The following is a 22,412-nucleotide window of genomic DNA, read 5'->3' as shown; positions in this document are numbered from 1 at the left end:
TGATTCTTTATTGAATCGCCCACAATATAGCTTTTTCAATGTATTCATTCCAAAAGTCCCAGGTATGTCCCCCCTGGCTTTCCACATATGTATGCTCAACCTGTTCCGAAACTAAAAAATCATGAAATCTCTGATTGACGTCCAGTAAAAAATCTTCTGTACCGCAAGCCATGTAGATCGCTGGAATCGCCGACTTCTTCTCTTTCAAGCCCAAGACCAGAGCCTCCGGGTCTTTATCGCTTCCTTGAAGCTGGTCCAAGTCGCCGAATACTCTCGTAAAATATTTATAGTCCGCTATGCCGTCCGTATAGTCGCTACTTGCGTTAGCAATCTTATAGGTAATAATGGCCGAAGACAAAGCGATAATCTGGCTAAAATGCTCTGCATATTTGAAGCCGTTCCGAATGGCTCCGTACCCGCCCATGGATAAACCGCCGATAAAGGTATCTTCTCTTTCGTGGGATAGCGGGAACATTTTCCGTGTAAACTCCACCAGTTCATTTCCAACGTATTCTCCGTATAACGACCCTTTATCTTCATCATCCACATAAAAGTTGTTTTCCCCGGCGGGCATAAAAACCGCAATACGGTGCTTATCGGATAACTCTCGAATTCTCGAGAAACTGATCCAATCGGAATAGCTGCCTGAGTATCCGTTCAACAAATAGAGCGCTTTAAGCGGCTTCTTCTCCGCTTTTGGCATCCCCGGAAATTCAAATTCATCCAACGGAACAAGCGCATTGAACGTGACTTCTCTCCGTAAAGCCTTTGAGTAAAAATTCACCTGCAGTGTCGCCATTGTATCCATTCTCCTTTTCTCTCGTTTAAGGGTACTATGCTCTCGTCTTACAAATACAGAAACGGCTCCTTCGCATCGACAAAAGTAACCGGGAGTCCATGGACCAACGGCTTCAGCCATTCGGCCATAAACTTCATTCCCCATTCCTCGCTCCGCTCATGACCTACGACGATCATAGCTTTACGAAGTCCGAGCATACGTGCATCGTTGACATAAGCGCAAAGCGTCCATTCCACGATTTCACCGCATACGATGACATCCAGGTCCTTATTTCGCATCAGTTCCATCGGCATTTGCTCTCTACCAAGACCCAAACTACCTCCACCTACCAAAATTCCGACTCTGGAACACTTCATCTCGAGATCGCCTACGATTTGTAGGACATTCATCCCCAATTTGTCTTTAAAGAAACCGGACAACTCTGTCAAAGTGACCTCGGCAATTTGGTACGTGTGCGGCGGATGCTTTTCCAGCAAATTGTCTTCCCAGCTGAGCTCCTTAATCAGTCCATCATAAATTCGGTCCGTCTTGGCCATGTGCATGTAATCATGGTAGCGCCAGACCGCAATCTGGTGATCCTCTAACAATTTTCGCTTTGCCTGATATACAGGGTCGTCTTGGAGCCAGTCCAATTCGTCTATCCCTGTATAGAAGGTAGGCTCGTGTGTAATAATCATATTAGCCCCGCAAGCGACAGCCTGATAAATCACATCGACGGTTGCCATAAACGTCGTTACAATACCGGTTACCTCTGTATCCGGACTTCCGGATACGAGTACATCTCCTGTTTTTTCCAGCCTGAAAGTGCCGCAAGAATCCGAAATAACCGCATCAATGACCTGTTGAACATTCATGCCATACCCCTCCTTCGTTTCATAAAGTGATTAACCTTTAACGGCACCGACAACGACGCCCTTGGTCAAATATTTCTGCAGAAAAGGCAGTATGATCAAAATTGGCAGGATTCCGATAATCCCCATTGCCATCCGTACCGCCGTGGTCGGAAGAACAGCTGTACCAGCTCCCAGCATGCTGCTTGCCTGGCTCGATTTTAAAAATTGAATATTATTCATCAGACGGATCAACAAATTCTGAATGCCATAATACTGAGGCTTCGTGACGAAGTATAAGGCATTAATCCAATCGTTCCAATAGGCAAGTCCCGTAAACAAACCGACTGTTGCCATAACCGGAACAGAAAGCGGCAGCATAATGCTGTAGAAAGTTCTTATTTCGCTAGCTCCGTCGATCTGAGCCGATTCGATAAGCGCAGCAGGCACATTATGCTTATAGAAATTCCTTACCAGCAAAACATTGAATCCATTCATTAGTAAATTCGGTACGATCAATGCGGCTAACGTATCCTTAATCGAAAACACTTTGGTCCACATCATGTAGGAAGGCACTATGCCTCCGTTAAACAACATGGTGAAAAATACGAGAAATGCAAGGACATTATGATACTTGAAATCTTTCCGCGACATTGGATAGGCAAGCATGGCCGTTATGGCGAGGCTGATGATGGTTCCTACAACAGTCACAAAAATCGAGACTCCGTATGCCCTCACAAAGGTCGACACGTTGCTGAACAAGTATACATAGGCATCGATGCTCATTTTATTTGGGAAATAGCTATATCCGTCTCTTATTAGCGTCTTTTCATCGGTAAACGATGCCAGCAGCATCAATATAAAAGGTAAAAAAGCAAAAACGGTCACCAAGGTCATAGCTGCTGCAGAGAATATCGTAAATGCCCGTTCTCCTCTTGATTGTAAACTCGTCATGATGAATCCCCCTTAAAACAGTGCATTGTCGGAATTTACTCTCCTTACAATACCATTGGCTACAATGACAAGAATAAGGCCTACTAGTGACTGATACAGACCAGCCGCCGCCGACATGCCAATATCGTTAACCTGCATGAGAGCACGATATACATAAGTATCGATCGTTTGTGTCGTGCTGTATAGAGCACCTGCATTTAAAGGTACTTGATAAAAGAGTCCGAAATCGGAATTGAATATTCTTCCTACAGACATTAAGCATAGTATGATAATAGTTGGCGTCAGCAAAGGCAAGGTGATCATAAAAATTTGTCTGAGTTTGCCTGCACCGTCAATTTTAGCGGCTTCATAAATACTTTTATCGATTCCTGCAATAAATCCGAAGTAAACGATTGAACCGTATCCCGCCGTCTTCCAAAGCTGTATGATAACAAGGATGAATGGCCAATATTTAGACTCCGAATACCAATTAATAGCCGGAATGCCAAGCGGCTCTAAAATCGAATGGTTGATAAACCCGCTATCGGCATTCAAGTAAGCAAATACGAGAAATGATACGATGACCATAGATACCAGGTTCGGAAGAACTAAACCAGACTGGAAAAACTTCGAATAAAACTTATTCAACAGCTCTGCCATCAGAATCGCGATGAATATAGAAACGATGGTACCGAGAATGATAAATGCGACGTTGTAAAGAATCGTATTTCTTGTCATTATCCACGCATCGGAAGTCCGGAATAAAAACTCGAAATTTTTCAACCCGACCCAATCGCTTCCGAATAGGCCTTTGGCAAAATCTACATCTTTGAAGGCGATAAATACCCCGAACATCGGAATGTAATTATTGATCAACAAGTATAACAAGCCGGGAGCCGCAATCAGTAAAAGCGGCAACGTATTGCTAACTTTCTTCCTGTATTTTTTTATTGGCTTCTCCATGCCACTCCCCCCCTAAGGAAGACAGAATGGAGCAGTTTCCGGCTCCATTCCTCACCATTTTTTTTATTATTTCTGCTCAGCAATCCATTTGTCCAGTTGCTCCTGCTTTTTCTGAATGATGGTTTGCGCCCCTGCATCATTCAATGCTTTTACAAATTTAGGAATGGTTGTTTCCGGATCCAATACGCCAGTGATCAAACCAGGAATGTATTGATTAACCACATTGTTTACTGCACTTAACTCCGTTTTTACGGAAGATTGGTCGAAGATAAATCCAAAGTATGGCGACCTCTTCGTTTCTTTGTTCTCTTTCAGTTTAAATTCGGTATCCTTCCAATCCGCGCCTTCAATTTGATACTGAAGCGACTCGGAGCCGAGAATACCGGAAGATAGCTGTGCCGTATACGGTACGGTTGCAGCATCTTTTCCATCCGGATATTTAACGTGGTGATCGTCCACCTTTACATAGTCCCGACCTTCGACTCCATAAAGCATCGTATTTAATAGATCCTTATCCGTATAGGTTAAATTCAAGAGTTTCATAGCAGCCTCAGGTACTTTGGTCGTACTTGACATCATCCATACAACGAAGTCTACAGCTTGCGTATCAAAATAAAATGGAGAAATCCGTTGCATAACAATATTTTTACCAGTCTGAGCGCTTAATGCTTTGCCGGCTTCCATACCGCTATAACCACCCAGAGTGGAAAATCCGCGTCCCGACGAAGCCAAGTCAGCAAAGTTTGTTGAGGTTGTGGCTGCATCTTTTTGCAAATAGCCTTTTTTGTACCAATCTCTCATCATGTTAACGCCGTTTTTAAAAATATCCGTTTCATAAAGATTGACTACTTTATTGCTATTTCCTACAACTACACCGATCCCTGATTCATCGGTTAACAGATCGATGTCATTTGTTCCTCTTAATAGTCTAACCAGATTGGTATCGCTTGGATTGACATTAATCGGAGCGAAAGGCACGACATCCGGGTGCTTTTTCATCAAAGCGTCGAATATTTTTGGCAAATCATTGACCGACTTAATATCGTCTGTTGTAAAACCCGTTTCTTTTAACAAATCGGCGTTATATACAAAGTTTAGCGGAACCGACATCCCTTTATTGGCGGGAATTCCATAAATATGCCCGTTCATCGTTGTTGCTTTCAGCAGTCCTTCACCGAAGTCTTTGTCCAGAATCGTTTTTGTTTCCTGGCCGTATTTGCTGATTAAATCCTCCAGCGGATAGAGCTGTTTTTTAGCAGCATAACTTGGGAATTGGCCTGGGCTGGTGAACAAATCTAATTGCTCGCCGCTTTGAAGCGCCAAATTTACTTTTTGCCCGTAGTCTGCAGGTCCGTACACTTTAAAGTCCACTTGCACATTAATCTTCTTTGTTGTAATTTTGTTGATCGCGTCGTTAATGTTGCTCATATCATCGGGAATTTTATTGAATGACGGCAAGGCTATAACAACTTTTTCCATCTTGCTGCTGGTCCCATCCGACTTAGAACCGGTTGTTTCGGTCGAATTTCCAGTTCCGGTCGTGCAAGCTGTCAGAACGGTGCCGAACAGTGCTACAGACATTACTGATGCTAAGATACCCCTTGTCCTTTTCATATTTTGAAGCCTCCTGAAGTAGTTTCTGAATACGATTTCATTTTAATCCTTATCGGTATGTTTATCTTTAAAAAATCAGCGCTATTTTTTTGAAAATCAGTGATGTCGCCAAAAGAAAAAGGCCCAATCGGCCTCTTTTGCATTATGGTTTATGTTTGGTTCTAAAAGCATTCGGAGTTTCACCCGTTATTTTTTTGAAAACCGTTGAGAAATAGGAGATGCTGTCAAAACCAATCTCGACGGCAATCGTTCCAATACTCTCATTTCCTTGGATGAGCCGTTCTTTTGCTATAAGGATACGATGCTCATTCAGGTAATCTTTCATCGATAATCCTGTCTTGTTTTTAAACATTTTCGCAAGATAATCGGGCGATAAATAGACGCTGGCCGCAACATCCTCGCGATTCAGTTCCAGATGGTAATTATTGTGTATAAACGTTTTCGCCTTCTCTACAACACTTTCGGACTGTTTCACTTCTCTTATATAATCGATTGTTTTATTGGTTACGAAAGCAGCCCATTTCATCATGTCCATGACACTATGTTCGGATTTCTGCAGCAAGATGCCGGAGATATGATCGGAAAACAACTTATGCGCAAGTATTTTATTTTTATACAGGATCGAATATACAAGCTGCATAAAATCCTGCTTGATCGAATGAAGGATGTTGGCGTCAAGTTTATTGCTTTTGGTGAGCGATTCGAGATCTTTTTTTAGCTTGTTCACGATTTGTACTTTTTCGCCTTCGATAAATAATGATTCGAATCCGTTCACATCCAGCGTATAGGATTCATTCGTTTCATAATCAAAGCGGTCTTCTTGGCAATGAACATTACCTTTATGAATAATGTTGTTCCTGTCCATGACCTCCAATATAGTTCTAGTTGCATTCAACAAATCAATCGATACTTTCTTACTGATATAACAGGTCGCCGTACACTGAAAATAATCCCGACAATAACGGATTTGCTGACGGCATCTCGTTGCAATCTCTTCCAGCGAACTAATGCCACTGATGATCGTCGCCATATAGTAACGATCGTCTTGCTGATAATTGATAACATGACTAAGATGCAGGTTATCAAGCATCGTTTCTGAAGTTAGATTGGAAAACGCATAGATGAAGGTGCTTTCATTCCAGCTATCCTCAATGTCCGATTTGCCGATGCTCGTTAGTACTAGAATGTACCCATGTTCCAACTCTAGAGATAGGTCTCTCTTCTGGATTTCGCCATGAATCAAATCTATGCGGGGGGAAATTTGGGCAAATAAAATCTCCCTCCAAAAGCTTTGCTCGACAAACGATTTATTTTTTAACCAACTGGCACCGAATTGGCTGTATACCTGCAGCCGATTTTTCGCCCTTAGCGTATTTATTGTTTTGGCTAGTGCCGCTTCGACCTTACTTTTATCAAAAGGCTTGATTAAGTAAGCATCCGTATTGTAAGAGATTGCCGTCGACGCGAATTCAAAATTTTCATGACAAGTAAAAAAAATAAATGCACAATCATGATGGTTATCCCTTACCCATTTGATCATGTCAAGTCCTGAACCCTTGGGCATTTCGATATCGCAAATGATGATATCTGGTTTACCTGCTTCCATAAGAAGTTTGGCATCCGCAATATTATGAGCAGTTAATATGGCTTCAATCCCCAATGAACTCCAGTTGATGAAGTCACGCATGACCTCAATAGTAGGAATATCATCATCAATCATGAGACACTTCAATACGTTCCCTCCTAAGTCTGATCCACGGATGACTGAATAGGAATCAAAATTTCCACCCTTGCCCCGGACGGTTCATTTTTGGAAATATTTAACAAATTATCCCTTTTATAAAGTAGACTCAGCGTTTTTTTGATATTGGAAATGCCGATTCTTTGCCCCGTTTCATTGACACGCGTACCTGCGGCATTCACTTCTTCTATGATTTCATCAGGAAACCCTTCCCCATTATCTTCTAAGGTAATTTTAATAAAGTCCTCGTGATGATAAGAATACGTTTCCACTTTAATAAATATCGACAAAATATCTCCGTAAACTAATGCATGCTTAAAAATATTCTCAATAAAGGTTTGTATCAGAAATTGCGGCAGTATATGCTGTTCCAAATTGGGTTCGATATCGATCATATGGAAAATGTGATTGGGGAATTTGATCTCTTGCATGTGAATGTAATTGGTCACGTGATCGATTTCTTCCCTTACCGTTACGTTTACCAAGCCTCCCTTGAACATATATCTGAGATGCTCCGACAAGTAGTTGATCAGTTTCCTGATTTCTTCGTTTTTATTTTGATACGTAAGGCTTGAGACGGTCGTAATGGCATTCAGGAAAAAATGGGGCTTTATTTGCATTTGAAGATACTTGAGCTCGGCTTTGTTTCGTTCCAGCTTCTCTTCATAGGAATGGATCTTTAACTGTTTGATTTCTTTCGTCATCGACGTAAATGAATGAAAGAGCTTGGCGAACTCGATGGACGCTTTATGCAGCGGCAACTGGTAGTCCCAGTTTCCCTTTTCCAGCTCTTTCGTCGCTTTGACAAGTTCAAGAACAGGCTTAATCATTTCGCGTGAAAGCGATGTTAATACAGCAGGCACAATAATTAAGGAAACGACGCCAAGAGAAACAATCACCCATTGGAAAAAATCCAGCCCAGATAAAACGCTCTTCCGTTCAATCAGATTCGAAAGTTTCCCGATCTCTGGAATGTCCTCTGAAATGATAAAATATTTGCCATCATCGAGCTTGTACGAAGTTTTACCAGTATCCGGCAGCGGGCTCAAATGATTAATGAATGGATCGGTCGCAGAAAGCAACTCTCCGTTTTTATCCGTCAATCCATAATGGTTTTGGGAATTTGACGTTTTTTTCACAACATTCATCAAGGTGTCCGCTTTTACAGCTGCGCCAATCATGATGTCCGACACCTTGAAGCTTTTTATTTCATAACTTATTCCATTCACTTGAATCGAGGACCATTCTCTTCCGATCGCCGTATTCCCCGCGAATTGTTCACTCTTTAAATAATCGGATAATGTTTGATTTTCATTAGAAAGTATGTTTTTGCCGAACTGAATCAAAAAGAGGTGTTCACTGGGCTCCAAAATAAATAATGCATCTAAGCTTTCGTTATTTGACACTTTCGAGAGCAATGCATTTTTTAATCGTAAGGCATCAAAGTATTTGTTGCTCTCATCTTTTTTCGGATACACAACGACATCGTCGATATGATTTTCAAATACTTCGTTTAAATCTTTGGAGACGCTGTTTAAACGATTTTGGATATTCGTAATGTGAATCCCCATGGTGTATTTGGAGTTATTCACGATATTCGTTTCGACCACATTGAAGGAATATACATTGCTGATGATCAGAACCGCGACAAGTATGGCCAATATCAACGTAATTTGAAGTGAAAATTTGTAAACGAACGAAACCGGCTTTGTACTCTTAAACATGTCACCCTTCCTCATTAAAAGAACATTTTTCGATTCCATTATATGATTTTTCAAAACATAATGCGACAAGGATAAACGACTCCGTCGTCCTTCAGGGACGAGCGCGTTTGTCAAGGTAGATGCGAAGCAAAAGTATAAAACTTATACTTTCTTATCTACAAATAAATGAAAAGAGGCATAAGCCTCCCTTCACCGATAAAACCTATAAAAATCATGATACAGCTTTATTAAATACCATCGAAAGTATACCAACCGGTTGACACAATTTCAAATAAAAATCAACGCTGAAAAGCTCTTGCCAAAGCATTCGCATAGCCGTTCCGGGTACGTTGGCTGACTTCCGCATCGGGTACAACGTGTTCGAAGGCATGATAACATCCGGGATAAAGTTGAAATTCCACGTCGACGCCGGTTTGGGCAAGCCGTGCAACATACTCAATTGTCTCGTCGCGGAACGGGTCAAGCTGGCCTACACATGTATATGTGGGAGGAAGACCGGTCAGGTCCTTCGCTCTAATTGGCGCCGCATACGGAGAAATGTCGCCATCGGCATGTTCGCCAAGGTACATCTTCCAAGCCGCCAGATTGTTGGCCCTGTTCCAAACGGCAAGATCCGTAATTTCATGGCTGGAAGGCGTAACATTCCGATCGTCGATCATCGGGTATAACGGCATTTGGAAACAGATAGGAGGTCCTCCCTTATCGCGAGCCATCAGCGCCAATGCTGCGGTCAACCCTCCACCCGCGCTTCCTCCCCCAATCGCAATCCTCGACAAATCGATATTCCATTCCTCCGCGGCACCAATTATCCACTTCAAAGCAGCGTAGCAGTCTTCAATTGCCGCCGGAAACGGGTGTTCAGGGGCAAGCCGGTAATCGGGGGAAATGACAATACAGTTGGCAGCCTTAACAAAACTTTCACAGAGACTTTGTTCACCGTTAGGGTGGCCTAACACATACCCTCCGCCATGAATCCAAAGTAAAACAGGCAGGTTCGTCTCATCCCTCTGAACCGGTTCGAATATTTTGATCAGCATCTCTTGATTGCCCGCACCGGTAATTTTACGGTCGATGATTCGAACAATTTCAGACTTCAACGCTTGAGGTAAAGGGCTTTGCCTTACAATTGCCAAATCATCTGGAAGCCGAAAAAGCGGGAGGGACGTCAAAGATTCCCTAATTTCCGGTAACACTCTGTTCTTAAAGTCCATTCTACAAGCCTCCGCTATTCTTACGTAGTACTTCGTTCAATTAATGTAACCGGTAAAGAATTGACCATCGGAACCTCTTCCCCTTCAATTTGTTTTGCAATTAATTCGATCGTTAACTCGCTCATCTTTTGAATAGGCTGCCTAATGGTTGTAAGACGCGGCACCACTAAAGATGCGATCTTCACATCATCATAACCGATGATTTTCATGTCTTCTGGAATCCTCTTTTTTAATTGATAACAGGCTTGCATAACCATAGTTGCGATCACATCGCTGCTGGCAAAAACGCCGTCTACTTCCGGATGCTCCAGAAGGAAACGAACAATTGTATCCTCACTTGCCCCAGTATCTAGGTCGTGTACCTCTAAATTCAAGTGAACATATTCAACCCCTGCATGTTGCAGTTCCTCAGCAAACCCTTGTAACCTTCCTCCAGCAAGCAGACCATGATGATGCGGCCCGCCAACTCCACCTTGAATATATGCCAGCTTTCGGCAACCTTTGCCCACAAGTAACAGCGCTGCAAGTTTGCCGCCCATCAGATTATCGGAGTTAATAACAGGAATCGTATCATCTACGACTCGATCGAAAGCTACGATAGGAAGGTTCAGATTCCGATAATGTTCGACATCCAAAACCATGCTGCCCATAATGATGGCGTCCACTTGATTCTTTTTCAGCATGTCGATGTATTTGCGTTCTTTCGTTACATCTCGATTCGAATTGCACAATAGAATTTTATACCCGCTTTGGTCAGCATAATATTCAAGATAGTGAGCTAATTCACTAAAAAAAGGATGAGAAACTGTAGGAATAATGAGGCCGATCATATTCGATTTTTTTCTGAACAAAGAACGAGCCATTTCATTGGGATGATAATTTAGCTCCTTCATAACCTGATATACCTTATCCCGTGTCGTCTGGCTGATATATCCCCGGTTATTGAGCACGCGGGACACCGTAGTAACAGAAACCCCGGCTTTTTCTGCTACATCATCAATTTTAGGCATGGTTTGACCACCTGACTTTTTTAAAGCAATTATACGCTTAATTTGCAATTTTTTCAGCCGAACTCCGTCCCATATTACAGGACCTTTATTTCAAGGCCCCTTCCGTTATCCCTTTGATGATTTGGTTTTGAACGAAAAGATACAACACTAGCACAGGAATAATCGTCATAATTAATCCTGCCATCAAGGGTGCGTAATCAACAGAGTACGACGAGAAGAAAGTAAACGTAGAAAGAGGCAATGTCCTTTGTTCCGGCGACAGTAAGACCAAACTGGGCAATAAATAATCATTCCAGATCCAGAGTACATCGAGTACGATGAGCGTTACGAAAACCGGTTTCAATAGAGGCAGTACAATCTGGAAAAAAGTTCGCAGCCTCGAGCTGCCCTCTATAAAAGCCGATTCTTCCAATTCGTAAGGAATTCCTTTGATAAACCCATGGAAAGTAAAAACGCCGAAGGGAACGCCAAACCCCAAATATAAAAACAGCAGTGTTCCCTTCATATTAAGCAGATCCATCTTTCCGTACAGCATGACCAAAGGAATCATGATGACTTGGAACGGAAGCGCCATGGAGCCAAGCATCATGAAAAATAGCACAGTATTCAGCTTCCATTTATAACGAACAAACAAATACCCGGTCATTGACGAGAAAATAACAATAATGAAAACTGCAGCAACTGTAATCAACAAAGAGTTGGAAAGTCCTTGCATGAATTTCATGTTGGTAAATGCAGCAGTATAGTTCTCGAAATGAACACTGCTGGGAATAGCTAATGGATTTTCAATGAATTGCTGCGTTTTTTTGAAAGAGTTCATGACGACCAGTAAAAAAGGAATTAAAAATACAAATAAAATTACATACAGGATTGCGGCTTTGATTCTTGATATGGACTGTCGAAAAGCCATCACGATTCGACCTCCAATTTTTTAAGTAAGTAAGATTGAGTAAGCGCAACCAAGGCTACGACAGCAAATAAGACAACTGCTTCCGCCTGTCCAACTCCATATTGATTGGACAAGAAAGCTTTTTGAACGATATGATAGGAAGCTAATTCGGTGGAATGAAAAGGTCCGCCTTTCGTTAGGGCAAGGTTGATATCGTAAGTTAAAAATGAGCGAGAGATGGAAATAAAAATACAGATGACGATAGCCGGGATCGAAAGCGGCAATATGATTCTGCGAAGTCTTGCATAACCGTTCGCCCCGTCTATGCTCGCAGCTTCCAACACATCACTAGGAACACCTGAGAATCCGGCGATATAAATGATCATGAGATAGCCGACTAATTGCCAAGCTGTTGCGATGACGAGTGCCCAAAATGCGGTATCCGTATCCGTTAACCACGACGATTTAAACAATGCCCAGCCGTATTTATTCCCTATATAGGGCATGATCTGCGAGAATAGCGTCTGCCACAAATACCCTAACACGATTCCGCCGATTAAGTTTGGAGTGAAAAAGCCCGTTCGAAGCCATTTCTCTCCTTTAACCCCGCTGGTCAACGCCAGTGCTATAAAGAAAGCCGCCACATTGGAGATCAATACCGTAAACACTACATACTTAATGGTAAACCACAATTGGGTAAAAAAAACTTTATCATGAAATACTTTGGTATAATTTGATAAGCCGACAAATGATATGTCGGCCGTTCGAACATCCCAATTCGTAAACGTCAAGTATAATCCAACCAGGAACGGGATCAAAACAACAGCAGCAAATGCCACTATGGAAGGAGCTCCAAAAAGAAGAAAAGTTCCCGTATTTCTTAAATAAATCTTACTCCTCATAGTACCGCACCCTTTACAACCAGTTTTTAACCTTAATCCCTATTTCCCGGCATTCGATTTCCAATAATCCTGAACCTCTGTCGTGAAAGCCTTTCGGTCAGTTTTTCCTACCATATATTTTTGCATGGAAGCTCCTGTCTTGGACCAATAGTCTTGCGGGAAATAATTAATGACTCCGATATTAAGGAACTTCCCTTGATCGACATATTTCGCAATGGCATCGGAAATCACATTTGTGCCTTTTGCCTTTACATCCTTATAGGGCAAGGACAGGCCCATTTTGGTCACAATCGCATTTTGCCCCTGCTCGCTTGTAACCATCCATTCGACGAATGCTTTAGCCGCTGCCTGCTGCTCCGGAGTAGATCCGGATTTATCGATAGCGAACAACTTCGGTTCCGTGTAAGCTACTTGAGAGTTGCCGTAATCGGCTGGGTTGTTGCTAATTGGTACCGGAATGATTCCAAATTCTTTATCTCTTCCTTCAAGCGTGCCAATGACAGACCAAGTCCAATCACCCATAAAATAGAATGCCGCATTGCCTTTTGCGAAATCTGTGCTGTCTTTATTGTAATCTGCGACGAGCGGATCATTTTTTCTGGCATTATATTGCTTTAATAAATCAAAAGTATCCATCAGACCGTTGAATGGCTGATTGTCCGCCAAATTGGTTTTGCCATTTTTCAAATCCTCTACAAACTTGCGGTTCTCTTCCACCTTTTGTGATTGCGAAGAATAGGCTAGTCCCAAATAGTGAGCGCCTAAGGACCAATCTGCCCCGTGAATTATCATTGGCGCCTTGCCGGCAGCTTCGATTTTTTTGAACAATGCTTCCAAATCATTGCGAGTTTTTACTGATGAAGGGTCAAAGGTCCCTCCGGTTGCTTCCTCAACTACGCGCTTGTTATACAACAAGCCATAGCCTTGGGCAGTCCATGGAATGCCAAGGAATTTGCCGTCCAGTAAAGCGCCGTCAACTGCCCCGGGCTTCGTTAATTTTTCATACTTCGCCTTCTCCGTCTCTAAGTCCATGAACTTATCTTTATATTGGAGAATCGTTCCCGGGTCAAGATTCGCTACCGTGGCCGGATTGCCGGATGCCAACAGGGATTGAAATTTCTCTAACTGTGCTCCTCCAATTGGTGTCGGAATCAATTCAATAGTAACGTTAGGATTCTGCTCGTGATAAGTTTTAAAAAGGTCCTCGAACACGCCGTTCACTTCAGCTGAAGTATTAAAGAAAGTAATCTTGACTCCCTTTGCCTGTTGAGTGGCTCCCGGCGAGGAGCTTGGGGCATTGTTTTGGGAACATGCCACCAATGAGGAAAGCAATATAATCGAACAAATTCCCGTAGTGGTGATACTCTTCATCTTTTTCAAACCCTTTTCCCCCTTACAAGTCTGTTTTGAATGCGCTATCAAATTTATTTTAATCGGTTTCCTCATCTTGTGTCAACCGGTTGACACAAATTTTATATTCTTTTGGCTCAGCATACAAACAAAATAAACCGGCACCCCCAAAATCGGAGTTCCGGTCTTATAAACACTATACAACTTCATTCAACCGCCCATCCCTAAACCGCACAATCCGCTTCGCCTGCTGCGCAATCAATAAGTCATGCGTAATCAAAATAATCGTCCGGCCTTGTGCATTTAATCTCTGTAAAATGTTTAAAATTTCCACACCTGTTTTTAAATCTAACGCTCCTGTAGGTTCATCCGCCAAAATGATGGCTGGATCTCCCGCCAACGTTCGCGCAATAGCAACACGCTGCTGCTGTCCACCAGATAACTCTGATGGAAAATGCTTCTTACGATCCAGCAAGTCCACCGATTCTAGTGCATGTAAAACGAGAGGCTCTCTTTCCTTTTTACTCATTCCCCGATAGATCAAAGGCAACTCCACATTCTCATAGGCACTTATTCTCGGCAGTAGGTTAAAACTCTGAAAAACAAATCCAATCTTCTGATTACGAATCTCAGCAAGCCCAGAATCCTTAAGTACGTTTATTGCTTGACCATCCAGGTCATAGATGCCTTTATCTACAACATCCAAACACCCTATGATGTTCATCAACGTCGATTTGCCGGAACCTGACGGGCCCATGATGGCCACGAACTCTCCATGATCAATATCTAACGAGACGTCATCTAACGCTTTAATTGTTTCCTCGCCCATCGTATAGTATTTACTAGCATTCTCGATATGGATTAACGACATAACCTTCACCTCCATTACTTGCACAGGGTCCAAATAAATGAAGTATCCGATTCGTAACCTTACCTCTTCGCTTATAAAACTCATGATACAGCTTCATCAGTGCCCGCTTCTCAATCCGCGACACGTACGACCGCGAAATCCCCAGCTCCTTCGCAATCTCCCGCTGCGTCCGCTCTTCCCCGCCTAGCTCCAGCCCAAACCGCCCGACGACAACTTCCTTCTCGCGATCGTCCAAGATTTCCAAGTACCGATAGATTTTGCTCTTCTCTATCTTGAGCTGCACCTTATCCACGACGTCATCGGCTTCCGTGCCGAGGATGTCGATCAACGTAATTTCATTCCCCTCTTTGTCCGTACCGATGGGATCATGCAAGGACACATCTTTGCGCGTTTTCTTCAATGAACGTAGATGCATCAAGATCTCGTTCTCGATACAGCGAGCCGCAAAAGTCGCGAGCTTGGTCCCTTTGTTCGGCGAGAACGACTCGATCGCTTTAATCAATCCGATAGTCCCAATCGAGATTAAATCCTCGAGATCTTCCCCTGTATTGTCGAATTTTTTGACATTGTGAACACGAAGCAACGTAAAAACAAACATAAGAAGCACCAATCCACACAAGTGGCTAGGTGCTTCTCGCCAAAACGCTATGGGGCTTCTCCACATGAGCCAAAGTCCATTTGGAGCCACTCGTTAACACCTGTTCCAGATTGCGGAGCCCACTTGGTATCTTTCGCATTATTCGGCGAATTTGAGAACTGTCGAACTGTCTTTACACCATACTCCGGTCTTTACTTGGATTAACTTTGTAATATCTCTTGTATAGTTTACTGAAATAAAATATATCTTGAACACCGATTCTATCGGCAATTTCACTAATGGCGAGTGGAGTTGTCCGTAAAAGCACCCTTGCTTGTTTCATGCGAACCCCTTCCACATATTCAATAACAGATACGCCCTGATGCTCTTTAAATAGTTTAGAGAAATGAGATCGACTTATGTTAACGTGATTACTGACATCATCCAAAGTGAATTTGTTTCGGTATTGTTCATGGATATAGTTTAATGCTTTGACAATTTCTATTCGATGTGTGCCCAAATAATGATATTCATTTAGCCATCGTTCAAATATGGATTTATAATCAGTTAACCGAAAGGCTTGTTTGTGGCTTATTTCCGATTTCAAATCCTCCGGGACAGCAAATCCCTTTTTCTCGATAAAAGTGATCAGGAATTTCAAATCTTCTTTAACCGTACTAGGCGGACGCTTTAAATAACGGATCAAATCAAAAAAGGACTCGATCCACATCGGTAAATTTGAAATTGCCGTGTAGTTGTTATCGTTTTCCATCTCCATGTTTTGAAAAAAAGAATACAAATCTATATCTTTGCTTGTAGATTCGCACTCATTTGGTGAAATGAGGCACGCTGGCGTGCAGTAAAATAATTGTCTCGTATCGTTGATCGAATGACGGACCATCTCAAATAATGAATCTAACGTCGTGAAATCATATCCCGTTATTAATGAAGATTCCAGTTTTAAAAATTGCTGCAACGCAAGCTGAACTTCTTCCATTTTCTCGGTGTGCTTCTCCCTATTGCTTTCACCGAAATCCAGAAGTATAAATCTTGCGTTTTCTAAATGAAATAATTCATTTTTAGGATGAAATTGTTTAATGACTTCTACGGCTACATTCATAAAAGCGTATATGGCAAGATCTGTCTTTTTGTTGAATTTTGCTTCACACCATTCAGAAAATCGGTCCACTTCAAGCAGTGTAAACATCGACTGGGGTTCCTCGAACTGGAAGACTTGGACATTTAATTTCAATGACCTCTTTATCAATTCTGCCGAATTAATACGCTGATGCTGCCATTCATAAAATAATGAGTTTTGAACCATTAACTGTTCATTTGAGTCCAAACGTCCTTTGTCCGAACCTTGATTTCGCGAATCTTCGTAAGCCTGATTTAATTCGGAGACCAGGCTTTCCTTATTGATGGTTGCTTTAAGCAAATAATTTTTCGCCCCATAACGCAATGCCATCTGAGCAAGGTCAAATTCTGCATAGTTGCTTATTACAATTGACCATAACCGGGGATAGAGAATCTTACACTGTTGTATCAACTCTATACCATCCACGATAGGCATGCGAATATCTGTCAGCATAATGTCCATTGCGTTATTCTTTAATACATCTAATGCATCTCTACCATTTTCCGATTCCCATATCTCAATGCCACTGTCCTCCAACATCCACTTTATGTGTTTACGGATAGGCGCCTCATCTTCTACTATCAAAAGCTTCATCCAAGCGTCAGCTCGTTTCATCTGGAATAAATACCCGAATGCAAGTCCCTATAGATGGAGAACTCTGAATATCAATATAAGCGGATCCCCCATAGTGAAGCAACAAACGATCTTTTACATTCGCTAACCCAATGGATTTTCTCGATTTTTGTGTCTCCCTATTTATAAATCCGTCTCCATTATCTTGAACGGTTATCTCCATTCCACCCTCTTTAAACTGTGCGAATATTTGAACCCATCCGGTTGGTTTACCAGCAAAAGCATGTTCAAAACAATTTTCTAAGAGTGGCTGTATAAGCATACGTAATACAACCTTTTCCATAGTCTCCTCTTGAAAATGAATATCGACTTTATATTCGTCACCAAATCTAGCATTTTGTATCTCGATATACCTAAGTAAATACTCTTTCTCTTCTTTCATCGTCCAATGAGAATTTTCCCTATATAATTGCTGTCTTAAAAGAAAAGAAAGAGATAGTATTAATGAACTTATCCTTTGCTGTGAGGTGGAGTCGGCAATAAATCGAATCGTACTTAATGTATTTAATAAAAAATGCGGATTCATTTGTTGCTGAAGCATTTGCATTTCCAATTTCCTTTTTTCAGTAGAAGCCAGTTCAAAGTTTTTACGAGAGGTCGTCAGATTATGGACCAATTGGCGAAGTATTTCTGATAATTCAACGATTTGGTAATCGGATTGAATGGATATCGTTAAATTGGGTGAATTCGATGTTAATTGCTTGGATAAGGATCGTATTTGATTAAATATTTTTCTAGTTGTCTGAAGTACCACTGCCATAATTCCAAAATAAATAATTAATATCACAACAATTGTCATAAACACAACAAAACTAAACAATTTCAACTGGTTGTTTAAAAAATCCGTACTTTCCAATTGATATAAGTACCAATTCGTTGGATTTAGCTGCTTCATGCTGTGAGTACTCGTGCTTTTCGATATTTTCTCTACGGTTTGATCACCATCTATTTGAGTTGAAAACAAACTTTCGTGATTTTCATTTTCAATTACATAATGTCCCCCATCGTTTTTTAGAATATTTTGTATATATGAAATAGGGATAACGATTGAGATCATCCCCTTTTTTGTAGCAGTTCCAGGGTTGAACAGCCAGCGTGTGAATACAATAAAGCTTGCGGAATCTCCATTTATTTGAGGACAGTCTATCATAGACCATTTGAAACTATAAAAAATATCAGCTTCTTCCCAGTCCATGATTGTTAGAACCCGTTCCTGCAATTGTTCCTTTCTTAAACCCAGCCGAGATGTATCTGATTGATAAATATTGCCGTTGTTGTCACGTAGAATGACCGCGTATTTTTCATTGAGAAAGAAAGCATATTGCAGCCTTTCTATCGCTTCTAAATAAATTTTATTTTTCTCAATATCGTAAGGATCCTTCACGTCAAGTGAACCTAAAAATTGCCTATCGTTAATAAATAGATTTGTAGCCATAAATATTCTTTGAAATAAATCTTGAACACGAGAAGATGTTTGTTCCATCCTGAATTGATTAACCTCGTTCACCTTGCTCACCAAAGTTTGCTCGGTAAATCGATAAACAAAAAAGAGTACCAACGATAAGGGAATGAAAACGGCCACTAGCAAAAAAATTAATCTGCGCTGAACCGATTTAGGACCTGAATACCGTTTGTGACCCCACAACATCATGCTTCTTCTCCTTGTAAAAGTTCTATGCCCGCCTCTAATCAGACGAGCATAGAAAGTTACTTATTTATTTTTTTGATCTTGAATCACTTTGTCGACTTTTTGCTTAATATTTTTCAAAGTATCATCCACCGATACTTTTCCAGTGTAATATTGTGTAAGTTGATCCAAGAAGGTTGCTTCATATTCAGATGGCGCGCCAAAAACCGGCTTTTCTGCGACATTAATCACTTCAGGATCACCGCCAAACAAATATTTGATTTGTTCCACAGTGATTCCGTCATCTTTTAACTTGTCAGCTAGCTCTTGGAAGTACTTGTTCGCATCGATCTTATTATACATTGGAAGCGTTCCCGTACTCAAGGTGTAATCCGCGACGTACTCCTTAGCGAATATCAACGCTTCTTTGGCATGCTTTGAATTTTTGGGAACCGCCAAAGAATCGATGCTTGACCAGTTCATATGCTTGCCAGCCATTTCTTTAGGCACCGGCATTGGTGCAATTCCAGCTTTCCATTCACGCGGGAATTTATCTTTTTTCGTCGCAGCTAACTGTGCATACCATTGGGCACCAACAACCATTCCGTAATTACCGTTCCAGTAGGATAAGAAATCTGTATTGTTGGAGATATATTCCGCTACTGGCATTGCTGCTTTCTTCACATTGATAACATCATTCATCCATTCTAAGCTACGTTTGAATTCCGGTGCATTAATATTGCTCAATCCATCTGAGGTATAGAACTTACCGTCAGTTAATTGACTGCCGAAACCATAGTAGTACATGCCCCAATTGTTATAAAACATACCGTATACTTTGTTTTTTCCACTTTCATTGTTCGTTAGTTTCTGAGCGGTGACGGCGTATTCGTCCCAAGTCATTGGCACTTTAGGATCGGGGTATGGAACTTTAGCATCATCGAATACTTTTTTATTATAAAAAAGCATCCAGTTATTTTGTTGAATAGGAAAACGATAATATTTCCCATCTTTATCCGGTTTGAAATTACCGAAATCTTTACTCATATCTACGCCAGCTTCTTTGGCTGCTTCATCAATTGACATGAGAAATCCCTTATTAATCGCATCAAACTGATCTACACCATTGCCCCAGATTAAATCAACGACAGAGCCGCTAGCCAGCATGACATTACGTTTATTAATATATTGTTCATGGGGGACTGAGATCGGATCAATCTTAATATTCGGGTACTTTTTGTGAAAACGATCGATAAAAGCTTTAAACTCAGGTGTATCCATATACTCAGAAATATTTAATACCTCAAGTGTCACGCTGGCCTTTGAGCTTGCATCTGTATTCTTAGTATCAACAGCACTTGTATTGCTTGGCGAACTGCCTTTGGAACTGCAGCCTGCTGCCATGAAAACCAGCATACAGGACGCTGCGATAACGGACAATTTTTTGATCATTTGTGTTGTTCCCCTTTATTTATTTTATTTTTGTACAATTTAATTATAGAGTGAAATGAATTCGATATTGAATGGAATAAACGCTTGGCTCATTTGTAGAATTGTCTGTTCTTTTATCCTTTTATTCCTGAAGAAGTCACACTCTCGATAAATTGTTTTTGTAGAATCAAAAATACAGTTAATACAGGTACAATGGCAAGGCATGCCAGCGCCATTTGTTGTGCATAGTCTTTACCAAATTGAGTTTGAAAACTTTGTAAGCCCATTGGTATTGTATAAAGATCTTTAGATTTCAAAAAAATCAGGGGCTGATAAAACTGATCCCAGATCATAAAAAAACTGAGTATGCCTAGCGTAATCAATGGAACTTTAGCTAAAGGTAGTGCTACTTTCCAAAAAGACCGTGTAATTCCGCTACCCTCCATGTAAGCAGCACTAATTAATTCACGAGGAAAACTCAAAAAAAATTGTCTCATCATGAAAATGGATAAAATATCCAAAATATTCGGGATGATTAATGCCCACCTTGTATCCAATAAATGAACAAAACGAAATGCAATAAACTGTGGTAATAAGGTAAGCTGATACGGTACAAATAATGTCATTAAGAACAGGAAAAATATGGATCCAGAATACTTGAATTTTAAAAAACCAAATGAATATCCACCAAATGCAGCAATAATTAAACGAAATACAACTGAGAAGACGACAACAAATATAGAATTGTATAACCAAGTTAAAAAAGGCGTGTTGAGCCAAATGTTTCTGTAATTCTCGAAATTCAATTGTCCCCAATGGAAGAAGACAAATGGCTTTTCAAAAACTTGGCTTTCAAATTTAAAAGAAGTCGATACCATCCAAAGAAGCGGAGTGATAAAGATTAGTCCGATTATGATAAATATAAGTGATCTTATACCTTGCCCAACATTAAATCCATTTTCCACAGTTATCCTCCTCCTAATATAGGGATCTTTGAGTGGAGCTCAAAGTCTCTCCGCTTATGTTATTGATAAAACACCCATTTCTTTTGTGCAATCCAATTGATCCAAATTAACAATAAGGTTATCAAGAAAAGAAACACACCGATTGCAGATGCATAGGAGAAATCAGAAAATTCAAAAGCGGAACGATAAATATAATAGGTAAGTGTGGTTGAGCTGAATGCAGGTCCACCTTTAGTCATTAAAGCCATTTGATAGAAAGCTTGAAGCCCACCGATAATTGTGATCAGTAGAAGAAAAAAGGTAGTTGGCGAGATTAATGGTAGCGTGATATGTCGGAATCTTTGCATGAGATTGGCCCCATCAATCGAAGAAGATTCATAGTAGTCGGTTGATACTGCTTGCAATGCGGCTAGAAATAAAATGCAATGATAACCAACGTCTTTCCATGCTCCGATGATAGCAAGAACAGGCAATGCCCAATGTGTATCCACCATGTATTGCGGAGGTGTAGAGACACCCAAGCTCATAAGTAAACTATTTAATGGTCCTTGCGTTGGGTGCAAAAACACATTCCAAACGACTAATGTTGCTACATAAGTGGTGATATAAGGAATAATGAAAAATGTTCGGACCAAACCTCTCATATAGAGTTTGGCATTAAGGATTAAAGCCATTGCAAGTCCAAGTACAAGGGTCAATGGGACATAAATCACCAAATAAATGCCTGTATTTTGAACTGATTTCCAAAAATCTTCTTCATGAATCATTTTGCTATAATATTTCAACCCCTCAAACGAAAAATCCCCTGACATGAGGTCTACTTTATAGAAGCTCAAGAAAAAAATTCCTAGTATCGGTAACAAAACAAACAGGAAAAATCCGATGATACTAGGGATTGCGAATATGAAACCCACTTGCTTTTCGCGTCTCTCTAATGAATAGCCATGGCGAAACTTCTTTTTTGCAGGATGAGTAAGTGTATTGATCTTCTCCACGGGTTGCCTCCTATTAAATTGATTGAATAGTTATATTATCTACTATTTCAGATGGACCCGGAATGGAGCAAATGCTTTACTCATTTGTATTATTGTCTTATTTGCCAGGGGTAGCAAGCCAAAACAAAAAGAACACGATAGCCCATATTGGGTTCCGTGTTCTTTGTTTGTGAACTACAAATTTTTCTCATAGGAAACTGACGATTCTC

The 22,412-nt window shown here is 40.9% G+C and carries 18 protein-coding genes and 1 pseudogene; all 19 read right to left on the bottom strand.

Annotation, left to right across the window (positions count from 1 at the left end; genetic code table 11):
* Positions 1-7: 7 nt before the first annotated feature.
* Positions 8-799 (bottom strand): alpha/beta hydrolase, encoded by a 792-nt coding sequence (locus GC102_RS21360; protein WP_171691286.1) that lies wholly within the window; start codon positions 797-799, stop codon positions 8-10.
* Between the two features lie 47 nt (positions 800-846).
* Positions 847-1,653 (bottom strand): Nif3-like dinuclear metal center hexameric protein, encoded by an 807-nt coding sequence (locus GC102_RS21355; RefSeq protein WP_171691285.1) that lies wholly within the window; start codon positions 1,651-1,653, stop codon positions 847-849.
* A gap of 30 nt (positions 1,654-1,683) precedes the next feature.
* A complete protein-coding gene (locus tag GC102_RS21350; RefSeq protein ID WP_171691284.1) occupies positions 1,684-2,583 on the bottom strand; it encodes a carbohydrate ABC transporter permease in 900 nt (299 codons plus the stop codon).
* 12 nt (positions 2,584-2,595) lie between these two features.
* The gene (locus GC102_RS21345; RefSeq protein ID WP_171691283.1) at positions 2,596-3,525 is read right to left on the bottom strand and encodes an ABC transporter permease; all 930 of its coding nucleotides are present in this window, start codon (positions 3,523-3,525) and stop codon (positions 2,596-2,598) included.
* Positions 3,526-3,591: 66 nt separating this feature from the next.
* Positions 3,592-5,139, bottom strand: a complete 1,548-nt coding sequence (locus GC102_RS21340) for an ABC transporter substrate-binding protein (RefSeq protein ID WP_171691282.1) — start codon at positions 5,137-5,139, stop codon at positions 3,592-3,594.
* 142 nt (positions 5,140-5,281) lie between these two features.
* Positions 5,282-6,871 (bottom strand): response regulator transcription factor, encoded by a 1,590-nt coding sequence (locus GC102_RS21335; RefSeq protein WP_171691281.1) that lies wholly within the window; start codon positions 6,869-6,871, stop codon positions 5,282-5,284.
* A gap of 11 nt (positions 6,872-6,882) precedes the next feature.
* Complete coding sequence (locus GC102_RS21330) at positions 6,883-8,604, bottom strand: sensor histidine kinase (RefSeq protein WP_171691280.1); 1,722 nt, start codon at positions 8,602-8,604, stop codon at positions 6,883-6,885.
* Between the two features lie 278 nt (positions 8,605-8,882).
* On the bottom strand, positions 8,883-9,815 hold the full coding sequence (locus tag GC102_RS21325; protein WP_171691279.1) for an alpha/beta hydrolase: 933 nt from the start codon (positions 9,813-9,815) through the stop codon (positions 8,883-8,885).
* 20 nt (positions 9,816-9,835) lie between these two features.
* Positions 9,836-10,825 (bottom strand): LacI family DNA-binding transcriptional regulator, encoded by a 990-nt coding sequence (locus GC102_RS21320; protein WP_171691278.1) that lies wholly within the window; start codon positions 10,823-10,825, stop codon positions 9,836-9,838.
* A gap of 85 nt (positions 10,826-10,910) precedes the next feature.
* A complete protein-coding gene (locus tag GC102_RS21315) occupies positions 10,911-11,735 on the bottom strand; it encodes a carbohydrate ABC transporter permease (RefSeq protein ID WP_060648402.1) in 825 nt (274 codons plus the stop codon).
* Positions 11,735-12,616, bottom strand: a complete 882-nt coding sequence (locus GC102_RS21310; RefSeq protein WP_171691277.1) for a carbohydrate ABC transporter permease — start codon at positions 12,614-12,616, stop codon at positions 11,735-11,737. Before GC102_RS21310 ends, GC102_RS21315 begins: the two co-directional genes overlap by 1 nt.
* A 39-nt stretch (positions 12,617-12,655) precedes the next feature.
* Positions 12,656-13,987, bottom strand: coding sequence for an ABC transporter substrate-binding protein (locus GC102_RS21305; RefSeq protein ID WP_171691299.1), 1,332 nt, complete (start codon positions 13,985-13,987; stop codon positions 12,656-12,658).
* Positions 13,988-14,162: 175 nt separating this feature from the next.
* Entirely contained in the window at positions 14,163-14,837 is a 675-nt protein-coding gene (locus GC102_RS21300) for an ABC transporter ATP-binding protein (RefSeq protein WP_171691276.1), read from the bottom strand.
* A gap of 61 nt (positions 14,838-14,898) precedes the next feature.
* Positions 14,899-15,417: pseudogene (sigK, locus tag GC102_RS21295) on the bottom strand (RNA polymerase sporulation sigma factor SigK); the annotation flags it as partial.
* A gap of 190 nt (positions 15,418-15,607) precedes the next feature.
* A complete protein-coding gene (locus GC102_RS21290; protein WP_171691275.1) occupies positions 15,608-17,146 on the bottom strand; it encodes a response regulator transcription factor in 1,539 nt (512 codons plus the stop codon).
* Positions 17,147-17,153: 7 nt separating this feature from the next.
* A complete protein-coding gene (locus GC102_RS21285; RefSeq protein WP_171691274.1) occupies positions 17,154-18,836 on the bottom strand; it encodes a sensor histidine kinase in 1,683 nt (560 codons plus the stop codon).
* A 60-nt stretch (positions 18,837-18,896) separates the two neighbouring features.
* Positions 18,897-20,264 carry an ABC transporter substrate-binding protein gene (locus tag GC102_RS21280; protein WP_171691273.1) on the bottom strand — a complete coding sequence of 456 codons (1,368 nt, stop codon included), beginning with the start codon at positions 20,262-20,264 and terminating at the stop codon, positions 18,897-18,899.
* Between the two features lie 113 nt (positions 20,265-20,377).
* Positions 20,378-21,208, bottom strand: coding sequence for a carbohydrate ABC transporter permease (locus GC102_RS21275; protein ID WP_171646182.1), 831 nt, complete (start codon positions 21,206-21,208; stop codon positions 20,378-20,380).
* A gap of 59 nt (positions 21,209-21,267) precedes the next feature.
* A complete protein-coding gene (locus GC102_RS39565) occupies positions 21,268-22,203 on the bottom strand; it encodes a carbohydrate ABC transporter permease (RefSeq protein ID WP_171646181.1) in 936 nt (311 codons plus the stop codon).
* Between the last annotated feature and the right edge of the window lie 209 nt (positions 22,204-22,412).

The organism is Paenibacillus germinis (assembly GCF_013141785.1).
GTDB lineage: Bacteria > Bacillota > Bacilli > Paenibacillales > NBRC-103111 > Paenibacillus_E > Paenibacillus_E phytorum.
Note: the sequence above shows the minus strand (reverse complement) of the source record. Positions and strands in the feature narration are given on the sequence as shown.